Raw genomic sequence first — 17,825 nt, forward strand, 5'->3', positions numbered from 1 at the left:
GTCGCCCCCTTTGTGCGCAGGTTGCGCATGACCGACCCCACGATGGATCGAGAGCCGGATCGCCTGGCGGCGCTGCGGCGCTACGAGATCCTCGACACGCCGCCGGACCGGACTTTCGATCGCATCGTCGCGTTGACGGCCCGGCTCTTCGCAGCGCCGATCGCGATGATCAGCTTCGTCGACGCCGACCGGATCTGGTTCAAGGCGCGTCATGGCCTTGATCTCACGGAGATTGACCGCGACCCGGGTCTTTGCGCATCGACGATCCTGCAGGAGGAGCCCTGGGTCGTCCCCAACGCCCGGCAGGATGCCCGGTCGCGGTTCAACCCACTGGTCACGGGTCAGGCCGGCATACGGTTCTACGCCGGTGCGCCGCTGCGCACGCACGACGGGTTCAACCTGGGAACGCTCTGCATCATGGACACCGAACCGCGCGTGATGAGTCGCCTGCAGCTTGACCATCTTGCTGGTCTCGCGATGATCACCATGGACCACCTCGAGCAGCGGATCCTGGCCCGTCACGCCATCTCCGGCGTCTTGGCGGAAAAAGACAAGGCGCTGCGGCGCACGAAGATGCGGGCACGGGAGCTCGAGCATCGCGTAATGAACGGCCTGCACCTGGTGTCAACGACACTGCAGCTCCAGAGCCGGGCCCAGCCCGACGCGAGCGCGGCGCGGCACCTGATGGAGGCTGCCGATCGGGTGGCCACGATCGCCCGGGTGCATCGCCATATTCACTCCCAGGAGGCGGTCGGGCGCGTCGATTGCCGCGCATTCCTGGAGCAGTTGTGCGGCGAGCTCTCCAGTCTGGTCTCCGTCGACGACGGGCGGGTGCTCTTTCACGGCGTCGACGCCGGCGTGGCGGCCGAGCGCGTGGCGCCGCTCGGCGTGATCGTGAGCGAGCTTGTCACCAACGCCGCCAAGCATGGCGATGGCCGTATCACCGTGTCGCTGCGCCGGCCGGCGGCGGGCCGGCTGTCGCTCGAGGTCAGCGACGAGGGCTCGGGTTTGGCTGCCGACTTCGATCCGGCAGCACACAGCGGCTTCGGCATGAAGCTCGTTTGCACGCTGGCACAAAGCATCGGTGGGACATTGACGTATGGCACGGCGGCAGGCCGCCCCGGCGTGTGCTTCACCGTCACGTTCGATGAGGCCACTGCTGGCATCACGTGAGACCGCGGCGTCTCATGTGTGCGGTGGAGCCTGTTCAGCTGAGTGCTGCCGTTCGGCTGCATAGAACGCCACGAACAGTCGCACCGGGCCTAGAGGCTCGACCGCGTGCGGCTGTTCGGGCTGTACGATCCCCGGCGTCCCGGGGCACAGGATCTCTTCGCTCGCCGGATCGAGGATGCGGTAGCGCAGCCGGCCCTCGACGACGTGGATCAACGCCCAGACGCCGGCTTTGGTGCGGTGCTCGCGGCGCAAACCGGCCGGCAGGCTGTCCTGATCGAAGAGGGGCGTGCGCTTGTATGCGACGAGGCCCGCCGGCAGCTGCGGCATTGCTCACGCACTCACGGGTGCGGGTTCGACGTCACCTGCGGCAGGTCGTCGAAGGTGTGGAAGGGGGGCGGCGATGACACCGTCCATTCCAAGGTCGTGGCACCGTCGCCCCAGTAGTTGGCGCCCACGCGCCGTCCGGCGGTGATGGTGTAGAGGGCGACGCCAACGAACCACAGCGTCGCGGCGAAGGAGATGAAGGCGCCGATCGACGAGATCATGTTCCACAGGTGGAAGGCGTCGGGATAGTCGATGTAGTGGCGCGGCATGCCGGCCAAGCCCGAGAAGTGCATGGGAAAGAACGTCAGGTTCACCCCGATGAACGTCGTCCAGAAATGGACCTTGCCGGCCCATTCTGGATACTGGCGGCCCGACATCTTGCCGATCCAGTAGTAGAAGCCGGCGAAGATGCCGAATACGGCGCCCAGCGACAGCACGTAGTGGAAGTGCGCGATGACGTAGTAGGTGTTGTGCAGGGCAATATCGATGCCGGCGTTGGCCAGCACGACGCCGGTGACGCCGCCGACGGTGAACAGGAAGATCAGTCCCAGGACCCACAGCATCGGCGTCGGGAACCGCAGGGCGCCGCCCCACATGGTGGCGATCCAGCTGAAGATCTTCACACCCGTCGGCACGGCGATCACCATGCTCGCGGCCATGAAGTAGGCGCGGGTGTCGACGTCCATGCCGACCGTGAACATGTGGTGCGCCCACACCACGAACCCGATGATTCCGATCGCGACCACGGCGTAGGCCATGCCGAGATAGCCGAAGATCGGCTTGCGCGAGAAGGTCGACACGATGTGGCTCACGATCCCGAACGCCGGCAGGATCATGATGTAGACTTCGGGGTGGCCGAAGAACCAGAACAGGTGCAGGAAGAGGATCGGATCGCCACCACCGGCCGGGTTGAAGAAGCTGGTGCCGAAGTTGCGGTCGGTCAGCAGCATGGTGATGGCGCCGGCCAGGACCGGCAGCGAGAACAGCAGCATGACCGCGGTCATCAGCATCGCCCAGGCCATCAGCGGCATGCGGTGCAGGGTCATGCCCGGTGCGCGCATGTTGAAGATGGTGGCGATGAAGTTGGCGGCACCCAGGATCGAGCCGGCGCCGGCGAGGTGCAGGGAGAAGATCACGAAGTCCACCGACGGGCCGGGATGCCCCGACGCGCTCAGCGGCGCATAGATCGTCCAGCCGGTGCCGGCGCCGCCACCGAACAGCAGCGAGCAGCACAGCATCACGAACCCGGCCACCAGGAGCCAGAACGAGATGTTGTTCATGCGCGGGAACGCCATGTCGGGCGCACCGATCATGATCGGCACGAACCAGTTGCCGAAGCCGCCGATCAGCGCCGGCATCAGCACGAAGAACACCATGACCAGGCCGTGTGCGGTCACGATGGTGTTCCACAGATGGCCGCTGGGCTGGCCGTCGGCGCCAATCATGTACTGCACGCCGGGATCCATCAGCTCCAGCCGCATGTAGACCGACAGCGCCGCGCCAAACAGGCCGGCACACGCCGAGAAGATCAGATAGAGCGTGCCGATGTCCTTGTGATTGGTGGACAGCAGCCAACGTCGCAGGAAGGTGGGGTGATCGTCGTGAAGGCTGCCGGCGACGGACACTGTGGTCATCCTTGCTCTCCTTCCTCGGGTGGGCTGGCCTCGGGTGGGCTGGCGCCTGCCGGCGCGGTGTTGCGCACGAAGCGCTGGCCCTTGGCCAGCAGCACGCCGTGGCTGCAGGCGATGCCGAGCTCAAGGCTTTCGGCGATGCGCCGCGCGCGTTCGATGAAGTGGTCGGCGGCGACGGCTGGGCAGATCTCGCGGGCGGCCATCTCGAACAACGCCAGCCAGCGATCGAAATGTCGTGCGTCGATGGGCAGCGGCAGATGCTTCTGCATCGGCTGTCCGTGGTAGCGGCCGCTCATCAGCGCGACCGACGACCAGAAGGCGCACATCTTCGCCAGATGTGGTCCCCAGTCGTCGACATGCGCCGCGAAGACGGGGCCGAGCAGGGGATCCCGTCGCACCCGATCGTAGAAGCCGTGGACCAGCCGGCCGATCATCGCGTCGTCGATGCCCGTTTCGGCCTGGACCCGAGCGGTGATGGCGGCGCGGTGTTGGACATCAGGCACAAGGGGCAGCGTCATCAGCTGGCCTTTAATAGGTATTCTATAGTCCTATTATCACATTAAGAGGTATATAAAATACCTATTTAAGGGGCTGCGCGATTCCGTCGCTGACGATCCACGGCGTCAGTACGATCGCGTCAAGGCAGGCTCTATGTAACGCGCGGTTCGGCCAGCTGGTGCCGCATGCGCTGCAACGCGCGCGGGTTCTTGATCAGCTCGGCCAGCGAGTAGCGATCGAGCACGGCCAGGAAGGCGCGCAGGGCTTCGTCCAGGGGCCCCCGCAGGCCGCATGCCGATGCGATCACGCAGGTATTGTGCTCGGCATCGAAGCATTCAACCAGCGCGAAGCCATCCTCCGTCGCGCGCACGACGGCGCCCAGGTTGATCGCCTCGGCCAGCCGGGCCAGGCGCAGGCCGCCACCGCGACCGCGCTGGCTCTCGACAAAGCCGGCCTGCACCAGCGTCTGCGTCACCTTCGTGAGATGATTGCGGGAGATGCCATAGCGGCGGGCAACCTCTTCGACCGTGTGCAGGTCGTCCGGCTCCATCGCCAGCAGCATCAGAAGCCGCAGGGCGTAGTCGGTGTGCAGGGTCAGGCGCATTCAGTCCGTGAAGCGGTATTGTCCATGCCCATTATCGACTGATAGCACACCGATGCCGCATCGCGGAAGGCACAGCGGCCCGGTCGACGCGGGGGCTACGGCTGCAGCACGACTCGGCCGACGACCTTGCCGGCGCGCAGCTCCTCCAGCACGTCGTTGGCCGCGTCCAGCGGCCGCGTGGCGTAGGGCATGGCGCCGATCTTGCCGTTGCGCACCAGCGCCATCAGGGCGTGGAACTCCTCGAGCGAGCCGACATAGGATCCCTCGATCGCGGCCATCTTGAAGGGCATCGCAATCGGCGAGAAGGGCGCATCACCGCCGAACAGGCCGACGATCACGATCTTGCCGCCGCGGCGCAGTGCGTCGAAGCCGAAACGGAACGAGGCGGCGGCGCCGACGAAATCGATGGCGGCGCAGACCCCGCCGCCGGTTTCCTGCTGCAGCGTGGCGAGCGCCCCCTCGGCCTTGGGGTTCACGACGCGATGGGCGCCGTGCTCCGTGGCTGTCTGCAATTTCTTGTCATCGATGTCGGCCACGATGATCTCGCCGTCGAAGATCGCCTTGGCCACTTCCAGGCCGGCCAGTCCGACGCCGCCGGCACCCACCAGCAGCAGCCGCTTGCGGTTCTTCACGCCGTCGGTCTTGCGGATGGCGCTGTAGGCGGTGAGGCCGGAGCAGGCGTAGGTGCATGCGAGTTCGATCGGCGAATTGCCGTGATCGACGAGGTATTTCGGGTGCGGCACCACGACATGCGTGGCATAGCCGCCGTCGCGCCGGGTGCCGAGCGTGCGCGGCGTCGCGCACAGCAACTCGTCGCCGCCCTGGCATGCAGCGCACTGGCCGCAACCAATCCAGGGGAAGACCACGAAGCGCTGACCCACACGCACGTCCTTGGCATCCGGCCCGACGGCAGTCACTTCACCGGCGATCTCGTGGCCCAGCGTGTGCGGCAGTTTCATACCGCGGTTGGTCACCTCCAGTTTCTGGCCGCCACCGAGATCGAAGAAGCCTTCCCATAGATGCAGGTCGGAGTGACAGACTCCGCTGGAGAGGATGCGCACGATGACCTCGCTGCCCTGCGGCGCCGGATCCGCATAGGTGTTCAGCTGCAGTGGCCGGCCGAACTCGACGATTTGCATGGCGCGCATGGTGTTTCCTCTCGTAGCATCGACATAGTGAAGCGAGACATCCTAGTCGGAGGTGGGCGTGCCCGAAAAGGTCGGCGATACGGCGACAAAGTTCGATCCGCGAAATCACAGCTTCGGTCCCTCGCATTATTTCGAGGACCTGACGGTTGGGCAGCGCTTCTATGTCAACTCACGCACGCAGACCGAGGCGCTGTTTGCCGCCTTCCAGCTCGCCAGCGGCGACAATCATCCGATTCACTACGACCGCGTCTATTGCCAGGCGCGCGGTCATCGCGACATGCTGGCGCACGGCCTGCAGGTGGCGATCCAGGCCGCCGCCGGCGCCGGCATCTTTCCGCATGTGGTGGGCGACTCGCTGATCGGGTTCATCGAGCAGTCGTCGCGATTCCTGAAACCCGTCTATGTCGGCGACACGCTCTTCCCGATGCTGGAGATCAGTGCGCTGCGGCCGGGACGCACGACCGGTGTCGTCGTCGTCAAGATCACGATTCATAACCAGGATGGCGTGCTGGTGATGGATGGCGAGCACCAGTATCTCGTCAAGAAGCGACCGGCGGGATGACGGCCGGCAGGGAGACGCAACACCATGGGATTGCTGGACGGCAAGATTGCCTGGATCACCGGCGCGGGCACCGGCATCGGCCGGGCCGGCGCCGTCGCGTTGGCCCGCGAGGGCGCGCATGTCGTGCTGTCGGGCCGCACGCGACAGACGCTGGATGAGACCGCAGATCAGGTCCAGGCGGCTGGCGGCCGCTGCGGAATCGAACTGCTGGATGTCGCCGACAAGGCGGCCGTGAAGCGCGTCGCCGACGGCGTGCTCGCGGCGCACGGCAAGATCGACATCCTGGTGAACAGCGCCGGCATCAATCTGCGCCAGCGGACCTGGGGCCAGGTGGCGGCCGAGGGCTGGGACGACATCGTGCGCGTCAACCTCGACGGCACGTTCTACTGCTGCCACGCCGTCCTGCCGTCGATGCGGGCGCGCCGCGACGGCCTGGTGATCAACGTCTCGAGCTGGTTCGGCAAGTACATCATGGGCCTGGCCGGGCCGGGCTACACCGCCTCGAAGTTCGGTGTCGCCGCACTGACCGAAACCATCAACGTCGAGGACGGGCCCAACGGCATTCGCGCCTGCGTGCTCTGTCCCGGCGAGGCCGCGACGCCGATCATGGAGCGCCGCCCGGTGAAGCCGCCGGCCGACCAGCTCGAACGCATGCTGCAGGAGGAGGACCTCGGCCGCACGATTCTCTTCGTGGCCAGCCTGCCGGCGCGCGTCTGCATCAACGAAATCATCATCAGCCCGACGCATAACCGCTTCTATGTCGGTGGCCTTGAAGCGGCCGCGCCGTCGACGAACTCGTGAACCCGCAACCCCTGAAGGAGAGAACCATGCTGGGCATCATCGCGACCTTGACCATCAAGCCGGGCACCAACAAGGATTTCGAGGACACCATGGGCAAGCTGGCCGCCGCGGTGCGCGCCAACGAGCCCGGCAACAAGCTCTACGCGCTGCACAAGACCGACGACGCTAACGTATATGTCATGTTGGAACGCTATGACGACCAGGCGGCGCTCGAGGCGCACCGGGCGGCCCCGCACTTCAAGGAACTGGGACGCAAGCTGGGCGACTACCTGGCGGGTCGCCCCGATGTGAAGGTGATGCAAGAGGTCTAGCTCAGCGCACGCCGAGGAGACGGATCCGATGGATGCCCTGGTTCATCGACCCATGGAGCCAGGCGCACCGCCGGGCACGCTGTCCGGCCGCGTGCCGGTCGGCGAGGAAGCGCTGCACTTCACCCTGGTCGAGTACTCGGCCGACCAGGTCCAGGTCGAGGAGGAGGTGACCGTCGAGCGCTGCTCTTTCCACCTGGCAACCCCGGAGAAGACCTGGATCGACGTCGCCGGACGGGCCAGCGCCCAGATGTTGAACTCGCTGGGCGATGCCTTCCACCTGCACCCGCTGGCGTTGGAGGACGTCTTTCATTCGCACCAGCGGCCCAAGCTCGACATCTACGACCAGCAGGGCTTCATCGTGCTCAACGATCCGCTGTATGTCGACGGCGCGATCAAGCAACGCCAGGTATCGATCTTCTTCGGTGAAAACTACGTCATCAGCTTCCATGACGAGGACGACGACATCTTCCGGCCGGTACGCGATCGCGTGCTGCGTACCGGGTCGCGGCTGCGGCGCAAGGGCATCGACTATCTGGTCTATGCCCTGGTCGATCTTGTGGTCGACCGCAAGTTCCCCGTCATCGAGAAGGTCAGCGCCCGGCTCGAGTCGCTGGAGGACGAGGCGCTGAACCGGCCAACCGGCCAGACGATGAAGCGCATCCACGAAGCGCGCCGGGCGCTGATGGCGTTCCACCGCATCCAGTGGGCCGAGCGCGAGACCGTGCTGGCGCTGATGCGGCCGGAGGTGCCGATCATCGCCAAGGAGACGCGCACCTTCCTGCGTGACTGCTTCGATCACACCGTCGCGGTGATGGACCTGATCGAGAGCTATCGCGAGATGGCCAACGGCCTGATGGAAGTCTACCTGATGGATTCGTCCAATCGCATGAACGAGGTGATGAAGACGCTGGCGATCATCACCGCCTTCTTCATGCCGTTGAGTTTCCTGGCCGGCATCTACGGCATGAACTTCGACCGCGACAGGGGCAACATGCCGGAGCTCGGCTGGCAGTACGGCTACCTGTTCTTCTGGGCGATCGTCGTCGTCGTCGTGGCCAGCCTGTTCATCTGGATGAAGCGCAAACGATGGTTTTGAGGAAAGAAGGGGAGGTAACCTGAGATGAATGCGCCGGCCTATCGCCTATTCGGTTCCGAGCTGTCACCCTATTCGGTGAAGGTGCGATCCTATCTGCGCTTCAAGGGCATTGCGCACGAGTGGATTCCGCGCGGGCCGGCCACGGCCGCCGAGTTCCAGAAGTATGCCAAGTTGCCGCTGATCCCGCTGCTGGTCACGGCGGACGGACAGGGGTTGCAGGACTCGACGCCGATCATCGAGCGCCTGGAGGCGGCCCACCCCGAGCCGTCGCTTCATCCTGATGACCCGGCGCTGCGCTTCCTGTCTGCCTTGATCGAGGAGTATGCGGACGAGTGGGGCAACAAGCCGATGTTCCACTATCGCTGGTTCTACGACGCGGACTGCAAATCGGCGGCCGGCCGCATCGCAACGCAGCTGGCGGGCGAGGGGGCGACGCCGGAGCAGATCGCCAAGGCGGCCGAAGGTGTGGCGCAGCGCATGGTACCGCGGCTGTCATTCGTCGGTTCGCACGCCGGCACGCGCGAGACCATCGAAGGATCGCTGCGCCGGGTGCTCGATACGCTCGAGGTTCATCTCGGCATCCGCAAGTACCTGTTCGGCGATCGCCCGTCGCTGGCCGATTTCGGCTTGTGGGGGCAGCTCTACGAATGCTGGACCGATCCCACGCCCGGCAAGCTGATCACCGACCTCTATCCCACGACGTGGCGCTGGATCGAGCGCATGCTGGACCCGAAGGTCGAGGGCGGCTGGGACCCGTGGAAATCAAGCCACTGGGGGATCGAGCGGCTGCTGGAGGCCGAGGTCGGTGGCCTGTTCCTGCCGTGGTCGGCGGCCAACGAGGCGGCGCTGGCCAAGGGCGATGCCGAGTTCACGGTCACGCTCGAGGGCAAGCCGTTCACGCAACAGGCGCAGAAGTACCACGCCCGGTCGCTGGCCGAGATCCGCCGTAAATACGCCGCGGCTAAGGACGTGCCCGGGCTCGACGAGATCCTGACCGAAACCGGCTGCAAACGCTGGCTGGAAGGGTAGAGCGCCTGTCATTCCGGTGCTGCTGTCATCCCGCGCGTAGCGAGGGATCTAGGAAGGCGCCTGGATTCCCCGCTGCGGCCAGGATGACGGAGGCCCTCCGGTGCTGATGCAGACCTAGTACGTCTTGTACGGCAGGAACTTGCCGCTCATGGTGATCTTCACCCGATCGCCCTTGGGATCGGGCAGGCGTTCCATCACCATGTCGAAGTCGATGGCGCTCATGATCCCGTCGCCGAACTCTTCCTGGATCAGCTCCTTCCACGTCGTGCCGTAGACCTGAACCAGTTCGTAGAAGCGATAGACCAGCGGATCGGTCGGCGGCACCGACAGCAGCGAGCCGCGATAGGGAATCTCCTGCAGCAGCAGCGTCTCTTCCTGGCCCAGGCCGAACAGCGTGGCGGCCTTGTCGGCCTGCGCCGGGGTCATCTTCATCTGGCCCAGGCAGGCGGCGCAGACCAGAATCGGTGACATGCCGCCGACGGCGGCGCCGATCTCCTTCCAGCTCAGGCCTTTCATCCGCTTGGCCGATAGAATCTTGTCGGTGACATCGCTGCGCTTCATCGGACTCTTTCCTGGCTGCCGTTCTGCTGCGTGGTCGAACGTCAGCAAGCGTCATGCCAGATCGGAAAAGCAGCGAATCGCCATCCGCGCTGGCAGGTCGTGCCCGGCGGCTGCGTTCAGGACGATCAGGTTGACCGGTTTTCGCCCATGGCCGATCTCTACTCCGGTATCAGCGCAGCGATCTCGGCCAGGGTGGGCGACCGGCGTGCCGGGTGCTGGATCATGTCGGCCGTCGCCAGCGCGGCGTCGAAGGCACGGGCCTCGGCCTGTTTCAGTGCGATGTCGGCCGACAGGTTGTCGAACGTGATTTCGTCGGCGAGGAAAGAGACCTGCCGCGCCTCGTCGAAGCGTCCGGCCGCAATCAGGCGGCGGGCCAGCACCGCGCGCGCTTCACCGATCGTCCACGTGCCCCCTAGAAGCGCATCGATCAGCTTCTCGGCCACCTGTTTGTCGCCGCGCAGCCAGTATACGGCCGCCAGTGCGCCGACCTCCGCCGCCAACGCCCGCGACGGTGATGGCGTGAGGTGCGTTTCCAGGGTCGTGCGCGCGCCGTCAAGGACGCCCAGCGCAATCTCGGCGCGCGCGATGGCGGCCCAGACCTCGTCCTCGTGGCCACGGCCGTCGAAGCCTGTAGCGTAGCCGCGCGCCTCGCCGAGGCGTCGCGGGTCCTGGGTCAGGGCGGCAATGTCGGCCAGCGCCTGGGCGCGGTGGTAGCTCACGGCGCTGCGGCGCACGGCATCAAGCGCCGGTTCGAGCGCGCCGAGCTCGGCGTGCGCGACGGCGAGCAGGGGCCACAGCGCGCTTTGCTCGTAGCCGTCATCGAGCCCGCGGATGGCGGTCGCGGCACGGTCCAGGTAGCGGGAATCTCGCGTCGTCCGCGCGATCCGCACCAGGGTGCGGACCTGCATGTCGATCGACGCCAGTCCTTCCACCGCCGCGACGGCCGCCGGCATCTGGCCGGCGCGCGCCCGGGCGATGGCGATGGCCTCGGCGGCGAAGCCACCGCCATCGCCGTCGTCGAGCGTCCTGGCCGCGTCGTCGGCGAAGCCGGCCCGCGCCTGGGCCGCGGCGACCCAGCGCAGGGCGGAGCGCCGCGAGTCGGCGATCAGGTTCGCCTCGGCAGATCGCTTGGCTTCGTCGAACAGAGCCCGATCGCGTTTCGCGGCGGCGATCTCGCTGAGTCGCAGGTAGAGCAGCTGGTCCCATTCGGCGAACTGCGGATCGCGGCCTGGCGGCGCATCGTCGCGCAAGCGGGCGATGGCCTCGGCGAAGACGCAGGCCCGTGTCGGATTGCGGCGGCACGCCTGCCACTCTTCACTGGGCGGCGCCGCCGCGCCCGGCACCGCGAGCGCCACCGCCATCAGCCAGGCCGACCACCATATCCAACGCCGGGTCATCACATCCTCTTGCTGCCGCATGCGCAGTTTACCGCCTGGGCGCACGGGCGTCCCACGCTTCGTGGTGAGCGCCTTACGGCGGCAGCAGAATGGCGATCCTGGCCAGCGCCGGCGATCGGGCGCCGGGCTCCTTGACCTTGTCGATCAGTTCGAGCGCCCTGGGGATCGATTGCGCCTGCGCCATGCGCAGCGCGATGTGGGCCACGGCCCAGTCGACGTTCGGCTCATCGCTCAGGAAGGCCATCAGCAGGGCGCTGTCGAACCGGCCGGCGTCTGCCAGTCCGACCGCGAGCGCGTAGCGCGCCGGCCCCCAGAAGCGCTCGGCATAGCCGTTCAGGATATCGGTCAGCACGCCTTCTGCGCTCTTGGAGCCGCTCTTGATCCAGTATGCCGCCGCCAATGCGCCGGCGTCGTCCGCCAACGTCCCGGGCAAGGTCTCCAGTTCCGGCCGCTTGAGGCTCTGCAGGGCATCCGACAGCCGCCCCATCGCAATCTGGGTCTGGAAGATGGCGCGCCAGGCATCCTGGTCGATCGGCTGCTCGTTCAGTCCCGCCGCCCGGCGTTTCGCCTCGTCGAGAAACGCGGCATTGCCCGTCAGTCCGGCGATGTCGGCCAGCGCCAGCGCTTCGTAGGCACGCAGTCCGATATCGCGAATGGTGCGCCGGGCGCGTGCGATCTGGCCCAGATCGGCCTGGGCAACGGCGAGGTACTGGCTCTGGGCGCCGTGCTCGTAGGCATCCCCGATATCGCGGATGCTTGCCGCCGCTTTCTCCAGGTAGGCCGCATTGCGGGTCGCGCGCGCCAGGCGACTCCAGGCCTGCGCCCGTGCCGCCGGAACGGCGGTGTGCTCGGCGATGGTGAGCGCGTAGGGCAGGCGGCCCGACACGGCCAGCGCGGCGACGATCTCGGCGGGGACCGGCCCGAGATCGCCGACCCCATCGATCGTGCGCACAGCGTCGTCGACAAAGCCGGCCCGGACTTCTGCCAGGGCGATGGTCCGCAGTGCCGCCTCGCGAGACGTCTGCAGCACGGCATGCGCACTCACGACGCGCTTGGCCTCGGTGAACAGGATGCGGTCCTTCTTGGCCTCGGCGATCGCGCTGAGGCGCACGTAGAGGCCGCTTTCCCATTCGGCGTAGCGCGGGATATCGCGTGACGGGGCATCGTCGCGGACCCGTTGGATCGCTTCGGCAAACAGACAGGTGCGCGTCGGGGCTTGCCGGCAGGCCTGCCAGCGGTCGGACGTCTGGGCCTCGGCGCCGGATGTGGCCAGCGGCGCAAGGACAAGCCAGACCGAGCAATGGGCCAGGAGCCTGCGCATCGGCGCCCCTCCCCGGATGGGGGAGGAGCATACCGCGAAATGCCTGGAACGACAGCCCCGACGCGTGGCCGGCGCTGGATCTAACCGACCCGCCGCCAGTCGCGCCCGCGGGCCCTGGCCGCGGCGCGCCGCTCGGCGGTGATACTGGAGATGTCGGGCACGAAAACCCGTTGTCCCGGCCACATCTTGTTCTGGTTGACGAACTTGATGGTGCCGGCCTTGCGTTCTTCGGCCTGGGTGGCCTCGAAGATCAACGGCCACAGAAGCTGATCGCCGTAGGCTTTCTCGGCCCTGACCGACAACCAGTCGTCGCGCGGGATGCCCTGGCGCACCGTATACCAGTAGGGCGGTTTGCCGAGGATGGTGACCTTCCAGTCCATGGGGTTGGTCCCGAGATCCGGCAGCGGCGGCGCCTTGTCGCCGAGCTTGCCCTGCAGGTATGTCCACACCGATTGGATGCCCTCGAACAGCGGGCTGCGCGGCCGCACGCCGGCCACGAACGGAATGGCGATGACGAAGGCGCCGTCCGCCATCTTCAGCAACTGGATGTACTGGCTGCTGAACTGCAGGACGGGATCCAGGCTGCTGCCGTAGAACGTCACCGCGCCCTTCGGAAGATTCCAGAGCTTCTCGAACTCGTCGATCGAGGCATACCCTTTGAACCCCTTCGCCTGACCCTCGAAGTAGTCGAGGATCTTGAGACGGCCCCAGGGATCCTTCATCGCCGTCAGCGCGTGTTCGGCGGGATTGCCGCTGGCATCGACCCATTTGACGTTGAAGGAAACCGGGCCGTCGGCCTTGCGCGCGGCATTGAGGGCGTCGTCGATCGAGTTCACGCCGTGCAGGCGTTTTACGTAGATGCCGGCGGCATCCATGATCGCTTTCACGCGCGGCATATTGACGATGCTCAGGCGCCAGGCGCCCGTCGGCGCGCCGCCAGCCGCCAGGATGTCGTCAACCGACGCGAAGATCTGCTTGGTCTGGCCGCGCAGCAGGGAAATCGCGTTGTTGGTCGCCACGTAGGCGCACGGGCCTTCGGCGAACGGAATGGTCTTCAGCTTGGAGGCCGCGGCCAGCCCGGCGTAGCGGCCGGCCCAGCCCAGCGCACGACCGGCCGGGCCGACCACGGATATCACCCGCAGCGCGTTGGCGCCGATGCCTTTGGTGATCCCCCATGCCGAGGTGTCGTCCGGATCGAACGTGCCCAGCCGCAACAGGTCGGCGACCGTTCCGGTCAGGATCTTCGAGCCGGTTCGCTGCGAGGTGCGCAGCACGTTGGCCAGAGTCGTGCCGACCAGGCCGACCTCGTTTTCGTAGAGTTTCTCCAGCAGCCAGGAGTCGATGAACTCCCAGAACTGCTCTTCCCACGCCTCGAGGTCGTCGGCGAATGCGGCCGGATCGTACATGTCTGCCTCCTGCAGGTGGGACCGCGTTTGAGTCAGGTCCCCAAGCCTGCGATGAGGATAGGAAGGCCCTCGCAGGGGCGAAATCCGACGTTGGCCGCCGCACTATCCGAAAATGGCAATACAGCCGCAGAGGGGTTTGCTATATTTCGCGCGGGGCAGGGAATAAATGCCGTTCAAGGCGCGTTGGCAGTGAGCAATGCCGACCATGGGATCCACCGACACGCACGTTCTGCAGCACCGGCGCGTTCTGGAGAGCCGGGATCCGGACATGACGCGCGGCTTCATGGCCGCCAAGGAATTCTATCTGGACCTGCCGGCCCGCGCCGCGCGCGCCTTCGATTTCGCCGCCAGCGCCGTCTACCTGCCCAACAGCTACCTTGGCTACATCCAGTATGGCGCCGCCGCGACGGTGCGGGTGCCCGACGGCCGGGCGCGCGACGACTACTTCATTCACTTCCCCCTGCGCGGCCAAGCCGAGGTGATCAATGACAGCGGCAGTATCATCTGTCGCCCGGATCACGCCGTCATTTCGTCGCCAGCCGGCCATCTGATGCATGCCGGCGCCGACAGCACGCGTATCACCTTGTCGATTACGGCGGCCGCCATTGCCGGTCAGATCGGCGCGCTGCTCGGCGACGCGCCGCGCCAGTCGCTGCAATTCGATCCCACCGTTGATCTGGCGACTCCAGCCGGCCGTCGCGTCCAGCGCCAGATCAGCCTGGCGATCGCCGATCTCGACGACAGTGCGCTGCCGGCCAGCCCGCTGATGGCGAGCGCCTACGAACAGCTCATCATCACCGGCCTGCTGCTCCACCAGGGCCACAATTACAGCAGCGCGCTGGAGCATCATTCGGCCCGCGTGGCGTCGCGCGATGTGCGCCGCGCACTCGACTACATACAGGGCCATCTGAGCGAGCCGGTGACCCTGGCCGACATCGTCGCGGCCTCGGGCATTCCCGGCCGGACGTTGATGAAGCACTTCAAGGACACCCGCGGCATGTCGCCGATGCGCTATCTGCGCCACGCCCGGATGGTGCGCGTGCGCGAGGCGTTGACGCGCCCGCGGCCCAGCGACAGCGTCACCGATATCGCGCTGGCCTGGGGCTTCAATCACCTGGGACGGTTCTCCGTCGAATACCGGGCCCAGTTCGGCGAAAGCCCATCCGAAACCTTCCGTCGCAGCCGCGCCAAGCTGAGTTAGGGCGCGACTGTCATCCCGAGCGCGGCGAGGGATCCAGGAACGGCGCCTGGGCCGTGTACCCGCTCGAAATTCGAGATTTCCCCGCTCTACTGCGGTTGTGTTTGTGCGCAGCGTGCCAGGTTGGCCCTGACCACGAGGTGATGAAAAGGCCTGATCGCGTTGAGATAGGTGAAGCCCAAGGCATTGTGGGCCTGCACGACGGTTGTCGCGATGAGCAACGTGCCTGTTGGAGAATGGCGTCGGAGCAGCGATAGCCGGAAGTCCAGGTGTCGGTCATCCGCACCGAGCACAATTTCGTCCTTGCTCTCCCAGTGCACCGGGAAGAAGGCCACCCGTTCATGGCTGTCCCGGGACATCCTGACCGTATCGGAGGTTTTGATGCCAAAGGGCGTAACCATGGCGTCGCGCAGCGCGATCAACGCCTTTTGCCACGCGGGTGGATTGACGAGTGTCCGGGTCGCCAGCTCGCGCATGCTCGACTGTTCCGATGCACTCAGGTCAATGCTGTAGCTGTCGAGTAAACTGGCGTTCTCGTACCAGCTCGCAACGACACTTTCCGACGGCGGCGTCGTCCGGCGAACCTGCGGTTTGCGGTCTAAACCCATGCTCGTGATGATGTCACCTGTTCTAGGGGCCATCAACTACGGGCGCGAAGACGAGGCTTAGCGTCTTGGAGTCAAAAATGCTGCTGATTGGCGTGAACCGTTCTCCCTACACGCGCCGCGTGGCGATCACGCTCCATATCTACGGCGTGGCCTACGAGCAGCAGGCGCTCTCGGGTTTCAACGACCGTAGCGACGTGCGGGCGCGCAATCCGCTGGGTCGCATCCCGGCGCTGATGCTCGACAGCGGCGAGACCTTGGTCGACAGCGGCGCCATCATCGACCATCTCGACGAGGCATATGGCGGTGACGGTGCGCTGACGCCGGCCGCGGGTGCCGATCGCCGCGCCGTGCTGAAGGTGGCGGCGATCATGATGGGTGCCTGCGACAAGGCCCTGCAGGCGGCCTACGAGCGCAACCACCGCCCGGCGGAAAAGGTGCATCAGCCTTGGATCGAAGACTGCATGGCGCAGGTCGAGGCTGCGCTGGTTTCAATCGCGGCGATGCTGGGGCCGGACCAGCCCTACCTGTTGCTGGGCCGCCTTACCCAGGCTGACGTCACAGCTTTTGTCGCCGAGCGCCTCGCACGGGGCGTCGGCCTGGACACCGAGGCATGCGTGCCCCGCCTGCACGCCTACACGCGGCGGCTGTTGGGCATACCCGCCTTCCGCGACACCGAGCCCTGACAGGTTCTCCTGGGAGCGCAGGCCTCTGGCCCGCTCATGTCATGGCCACACACACAGGCGAAAGCAGGGCTTTCGCCTGAAATGCGCGCGAGACGCCCGTGCTCCCAGGAAGCTCCTCAGGCCCCCGTGAACGACTGCATGCCGGTCATGGCGCGGCCCAGGATCAGGGCGTGCACGTCGTGCGTGCCCTCGTAGGTGTTGACCGCCTCGAGGTTCATGACGTGGCGGATGACGTGGTACTCGTCCGACACGCCGTTGCCGCCGTGCATGTCGCGCGCGACGCGGGCGATGTCGAGCGCCTTGCCGCAGTTGTTGCGCTTGATCAGGGAGATCATCTCCGGCTGCGCCTTGCCTTCGTCCTTCAGGCGGCCCACCCGCAGGCAGGCCTGCAGGCCGAGCGCGATCTCGGTCTGCATGTCGGCGAGCTTCTTCTGGATCAGCTGGTTGGCGGCCAGCGGCCGGCCGAACTGCTTGCGCTCCATGGTGTAGTCGCGCGCCCGCTGCCAGCACGACTCGGCGGCACCCATGGCACCCCAGGCGATGCCGTAGCGTGCGTTGTTGAGGCAGCCGAACGGACCGCCCAGCCCGGAGACGTTGGGCAGTAGGTTCTCCTCCGGCACGAACACGTCGCCCATCATGATGGCGCCGGTGACCGAGGCGCGCAGGCTGAACTTGCCCTCGATCTTGGGCGTCTCGAGGCCCTTCATGCCACGTTCCAGGATGAAGCCGCGGATGACGCCGTCATCGTTCTTGGCCCACACCACGGCCACGTCGGCGATCGGCGAGTTGGTGATCCACATCTTGGAGCCGTTGAGCTTGAAGCCACCGGCCACCTTGGTGGCGCGGGTCTTCATGCCGCCGGGATCGGAACCGTGGTCGGGCTCGGTCAGGCCGAAGCAGCCCACCCATTCGCCCGACGCCAGCTTGGGCAGGTACTTCTGACGCTGCTCCTCGGTGCCGTAGGCATAGATCGGATGCATCACCAGCGACGACTGCACGCTCATGGCCGAGCGATAGCCGCTGTCGACCGCCTCGACCTCGCGCGCCACCAGGCCGTAGGTGACGTAGTTGGTGGCGGCGCAGCCATATTTCTCGGGCAGGGTGCTGCCGAGCATGCCCAGCGCGCCCATCTCGTTCATGATCTCGCGATGGAATTTCTCGTGGCGATTGGCCTCGATCACCCGCGTCAGCAGCTTGTCCTGGCAGTACTCGCGCACCGCATCGCGGATCTGGCGTTCTTCCTCGCTGAGCTGGGTATCGAGGAAGAAGGGGTCCTTCCAGTCGAACGGCGGCGCACCTTCTCCGGTACCCCGGGCGTTGGCGATCTTGGTGGCGGCGGCGATGGCGGAAGACATGGCGGATCCCACTGCTGTTGCTCACGTACTGACCGCCCTATATCAGACGCCGTTCCACGGGGCGACAGGTCTTGTGGGGGGGCGCCGGCCGGTCCGGAATCCGTACCGTTCCGACGCCC

At 66.2% G+C, this 17,825-nt stretch carries 19 protein-coding genes; 8 read left to right on the forward strand and 11 right to left on the reverse strand.

Annotation, left to right across the window (positions count from 1 at the left end; genetic code table 11):
• Positions 1-27: 27 nt before the first annotated feature.
• A complete protein-coding gene (locus FQU96_RS20965) occupies positions 28-1,173 on the forward strand; it encodes a sensor histidine kinase (RefSeq protein ID WP_146543271.1) in 1,146 nt (381 codons plus the stop codon).
• Positions 1,174-1,185: 12 nt separating this feature from the next.
• Here FQU96_RS20965 and FQU96_RS20970 read toward each other — a convergent pair whose 3' ends face one another.
• From FQU96_RS20970 to FQU96_RS20990, 5 genes are all read right to left on the reverse strand, one after another.
• A complete protein-coding gene (locus FQU96_RS20970; protein WP_146543272.1) occupies positions 1,186-1,500 on the reverse strand; it encodes a DUF1971 domain-containing protein in 315 nt (104 codons plus the stop codon).
• Between the two features lie 11 nt (positions 1,501-1,511).
• Entirely contained in the window at positions 1,512-3,131 is a 1,620-nt protein-coding gene (gene ctaD, locus FQU96_RS20975) for a cytochrome c oxidase subunit I (protein ID WP_146543273.1), read from the reverse strand.
• Entirely contained in the window at positions 3,128-3,646 is a 519-nt protein-coding gene (locus FQU96_RS20980; protein ID WP_146543274.1) for a group III truncated hemoglobin, read from the reverse strand. Before FQU96_RS20980 ends, ctaD begins: the two co-directional genes overlap by 4 nt.
• Positions 3,647-3,777: 131 nt before the next feature.
• A complete protein-coding gene (locus FQU96_RS20985; RefSeq protein WP_146543275.1) occupies positions 3,778-4,230 on the reverse strand; it encodes an Rrf2 family transcriptional regulator in 453 nt (150 codons plus the stop codon).
• A 95-nt stretch (positions 4,231-4,325) separates the two neighbouring features.
• Positions 4,326-5,378 (reverse strand): alcohol dehydrogenase, encoded by a 1,053-nt coding sequence (locus FQU96_RS20990; protein WP_146543276.1) that lies wholly within the window; start codon positions 5,376-5,378, stop codon positions 4,326-4,328.
• Positions 5,379-5,436: 58 nt separating this feature from the next.
• Between FQU96_RS20990 and FQU96_RS20995 the strand changes: the two genes are divergently transcribed.
• From FQU96_RS20995 to FQU96_RS21015, 5 genes are read left to right on the forward strand one after another with little or no spacing between them, the layout of a single operon-like run.
• Entirely contained in the window at positions 5,437-5,940 is a 504-nt protein-coding gene (locus FQU96_RS20995; protein WP_146543277.1) for a MaoC family dehydratase, read from the forward strand.
• Positions 5,941-5,964: 24 nt separating this feature from the next.
• Complete coding sequence (locus FQU96_RS21000; RefSeq protein ID WP_146543278.1) at positions 5,965-6,741, forward strand: SDR family oxidoreductase; 777 nt, start codon at positions 5,965-5,967, stop codon at positions 6,739-6,741.
• Positions 6,742-6,767: 26 nt separating this feature from the next.
• Positions 6,768-7,052 carry a putative quinol monooxygenase gene (locus FQU96_RS21005; RefSeq protein WP_146543279.1) on the forward strand — a complete coding sequence of 95 codons (285 nt, stop codon included), beginning with the start codon at positions 6,768-6,770 and terminating at the stop codon, positions 7,050-7,052.
• Positions 7,053-7,080: 28 nt separating this feature from the next.
• On the forward strand, positions 7,081-8,148 hold the full coding sequence (gene corA / locus FQU96_RS21010; RefSeq protein WP_146543280.1) for a magnesium/cobalt transporter CorA: 1,068 nt from the start codon (positions 7,081-7,083) through the stop codon (positions 8,146-8,148).
• A gap of 24 nt (positions 8,149-8,172) precedes the next feature.
• Complete coding sequence (locus FQU96_RS21015; RefSeq protein ID WP_146543281.1) at positions 8,173-9,177, forward strand: glutathione S-transferase family protein; 1,005 nt, start codon at positions 8,173-8,175, stop codon at positions 9,175-9,177.
• 114 nt (positions 9,178-9,291) lie between these two features.
• Here FQU96_RS21015 and cynS read toward each other — a convergent pair whose 3' ends face one another.
• From cynS to FQU96_RS21035, 4 genes are all read right to left on the reverse strand, one after another.
• The gene (gene cynS / locus FQU96_RS21020; protein ID WP_146543282.1) at positions 9,292-9,738 is read right to left on the reverse strand and encodes a cyanase; all 447 of its coding nucleotides are present in this window, start codon (positions 9,736-9,738) and stop codon (positions 9,292-9,294) included.
• Positions 9,739-9,896: 158 nt separating this feature from the next.
• Entirely contained in the window at positions 9,897-11,135 is a 1,239-nt protein-coding gene (locus FQU96_RS21025; RefSeq protein ID WP_146543283.1) for a hypothetical protein, read from the reverse strand.
• Between the two features lie 73 nt (positions 11,136-11,208).
• Positions 11,209-12,456 carry a hypothetical protein gene (locus FQU96_RS21030; protein ID WP_146543284.1) on the reverse strand — a complete coding sequence of 416 codons (1,248 nt, stop codon included), beginning with the start codon at positions 12,454-12,456 and terminating at the stop codon, positions 11,209-11,211.
• Between the two features lie 80 nt (positions 12,457-12,536).
• The gene (locus FQU96_RS21035; RefSeq protein WP_146543285.1) at positions 12,537-13,862 is read right to left on the reverse strand and encodes a hypothetical protein; all 1,326 of its coding nucleotides are present in this window, start codon (positions 13,860-13,862) and stop codon (positions 12,537-12,539) included.
• A 205-nt stretch (positions 13,863-14,067) separates the two neighbouring features.
• Here FQU96_RS21035 and FQU96_RS21040 point away from each other — a divergent pair, with 205 nt between their 5' ends.
• Positions 14,068-15,063 (forward strand): AraC family transcriptional regulator, encoded by a 996-nt coding sequence (locus FQU96_RS21040; protein ID WP_178130614.1) that lies wholly within the window; start codon positions 14,068-14,070, stop codon positions 15,061-15,063.
• An 86-nt stretch (positions 15,064-15,149) separates the two neighbouring features.
• Here FQU96_RS21040 and FQU96_RS21045 read toward each other — a convergent pair whose 3' ends face one another.
• Positions 15,150-15,668 (reverse strand): DUF2867 domain-containing protein, encoded by a 519-nt coding sequence (locus FQU96_RS21045; RefSeq protein WP_178130615.1) that lies wholly within the window; start codon positions 15,666-15,668, stop codon positions 15,150-15,152.
• 77 nt (positions 15,669-15,745) lie between these two features.
• Between FQU96_RS21045 and FQU96_RS21050 the strand changes: the two genes are divergently transcribed.
• The gene (locus FQU96_RS21050; protein ID WP_146543288.1) at positions 15,746-16,351 is read left to right on the forward strand and encodes a glutathione S-transferase family protein; all 606 of its coding nucleotides are present in this window, start codon (positions 15,746-15,748) and stop codon (positions 16,349-16,351) included.
• A 116-nt stretch (positions 16,352-16,467) separates the two neighbouring features.
• Here the strand turns inward: FQU96_RS21050 and FQU96_RS21055 are convergent, their stop codons facing one another.
• Positions 16,468-17,706 carry an acyl-CoA dehydrogenase gene (locus FQU96_RS21055; RefSeq protein ID WP_146543289.1) on the reverse strand — a complete coding sequence of 413 codons (1,239 nt, stop codon included), beginning with the start codon at positions 17,704-17,706 and terminating at the stop codon, positions 16,468-16,470.
• Between the last annotated feature and the right edge of the window lie 119 nt (positions 17,707-17,825).

The sequence above is a fragment of the Reyranella sp. CPCC 100927 genome (assembly GCF_007859315.1).
Classification (GTDB): Bacteria; Pseudomonadota; Alphaproteobacteria; order Reyranellales; family Reyranellaceae; genus Vineibacter.

Bases quoted from the DNA above. Each gene is read 5' to 3' on its own strand.
- FQU96_RS20965 (WP_146543271.1), top strand. From the start codon at position 28: ATGACCGACCCCACGATGGATCGAGAGCCGGATCGCCTGGCGGCGCTG.
- FQU96_RS20970 (WP_146543272.1), bottom strand. From the start codon at position 1,500: ATGCCGCAGCTGCCGGCGGGCCTCGTCGCATACAAGCGCACGCCCCTC.
- ctaD (WP_146543273.1), bottom strand. From the start codon at position 3,131: ATGACCACAGTGTCCGTCGCCGGCAGCCTTCACGACGATCACCCCACC.
- FQU96_RS20980 (WP_146543274.1), bottom strand. From the start codon at position 3,646: ATGACGCTGCCCCTTGTGCCTGATGTCCAACACCGCGCCGCCATCACC.
- FQU96_RS20985 (WP_146543275.1), bottom strand. From the start codon at position 4,230: ATGCGCCTGACCCTGCACACCGACTACGCCCTGCGGCTTCTGATGCTG.
- FQU96_RS20990 (WP_146543276.1), bottom strand. From the start codon at position 5,378: ATGCGCGCCATGCAAATCGTCGAGTTCGGCCGGCCACTGCAGCTGAAC.
- FQU96_RS21000 (WP_146543278.1), top strand. From the start codon at position 5,965: ATGGGATTGCTGGACGGCAAGATTGCCTGGATCACCGGCGCGGGCACC.
- FQU96_RS21005 (WP_146543279.1), top strand. From the start codon at position 6,768: ATGCTGGGCATCATCGCGACCTTGACCATCAAGCCGGGCACCAACAAG.
- corA (WP_146543280.1), top strand. From the start codon at position 7,081: ATGGATGCCCTGGTTCATCGACCCATGGAGCCAGGCGCACCGCCGGGC.
- FQU96_RS21015 (WP_146543281.1), top strand. From the start codon at position 8,173: ATGAATGCGCCGGCCTATCGCCTATTCGGTTCCGAGCTGTCACCCTAT.
- cynS (WP_146543282.1), bottom strand. From the start codon at position 9,738: ATGAAGCGCAGCGATGTCACCGACAAGATTCTATCGGCCAAGCGGATG.
- FQU96_RS21025 (WP_146543283.1), bottom strand. From the start codon at position 11,135: ATGACCCGGCGTTGGATATGGTGGTCGGCCTGGCTGATGGCGGTGGCG.
- FQU96_RS21030 (WP_146543284.1), bottom strand. From the start codon at position 12,456: ATGCGCAGGCTCCTGGCCCATTGCTCGGTCTGGCTTGTCCTTGCGCCG.
- FQU96_RS21035 (WP_146543285.1), bottom strand. From the start codon at position 13,862: ATGTACGATCCGGCCGCATTCGCCGACGACCTCGAGGCGTGGGAAGAG.
- FQU96_RS21040 (WP_178130614.1), top strand. From the start codon at position 14,068: ATGGGATCCACCGACACGCACGTTCTGCAGCACCGGCGCGTTCTGGAG.
- FQU96_RS21045 (WP_178130615.1), bottom strand. From the start codon at position 15,668: ATGGGTTTAGACCGCAAACCGCAGGTTCGCCGGACGACGCCGCCGTCG.
- FQU96_RS21050 (WP_146543288.1), top strand. From the start codon at position 15,746: ATGCTGCTGATTGGCGTGAACCGTTCTCCCTACACGCGCCGCGTGGCG.
- FQU96_RS21055 (WP_146543289.1), bottom strand. From the start codon at position 17,706: ATGTCTTCCGCCATCGCCGCCGCCACCAAGATCGCCAACGCCCGGGGT.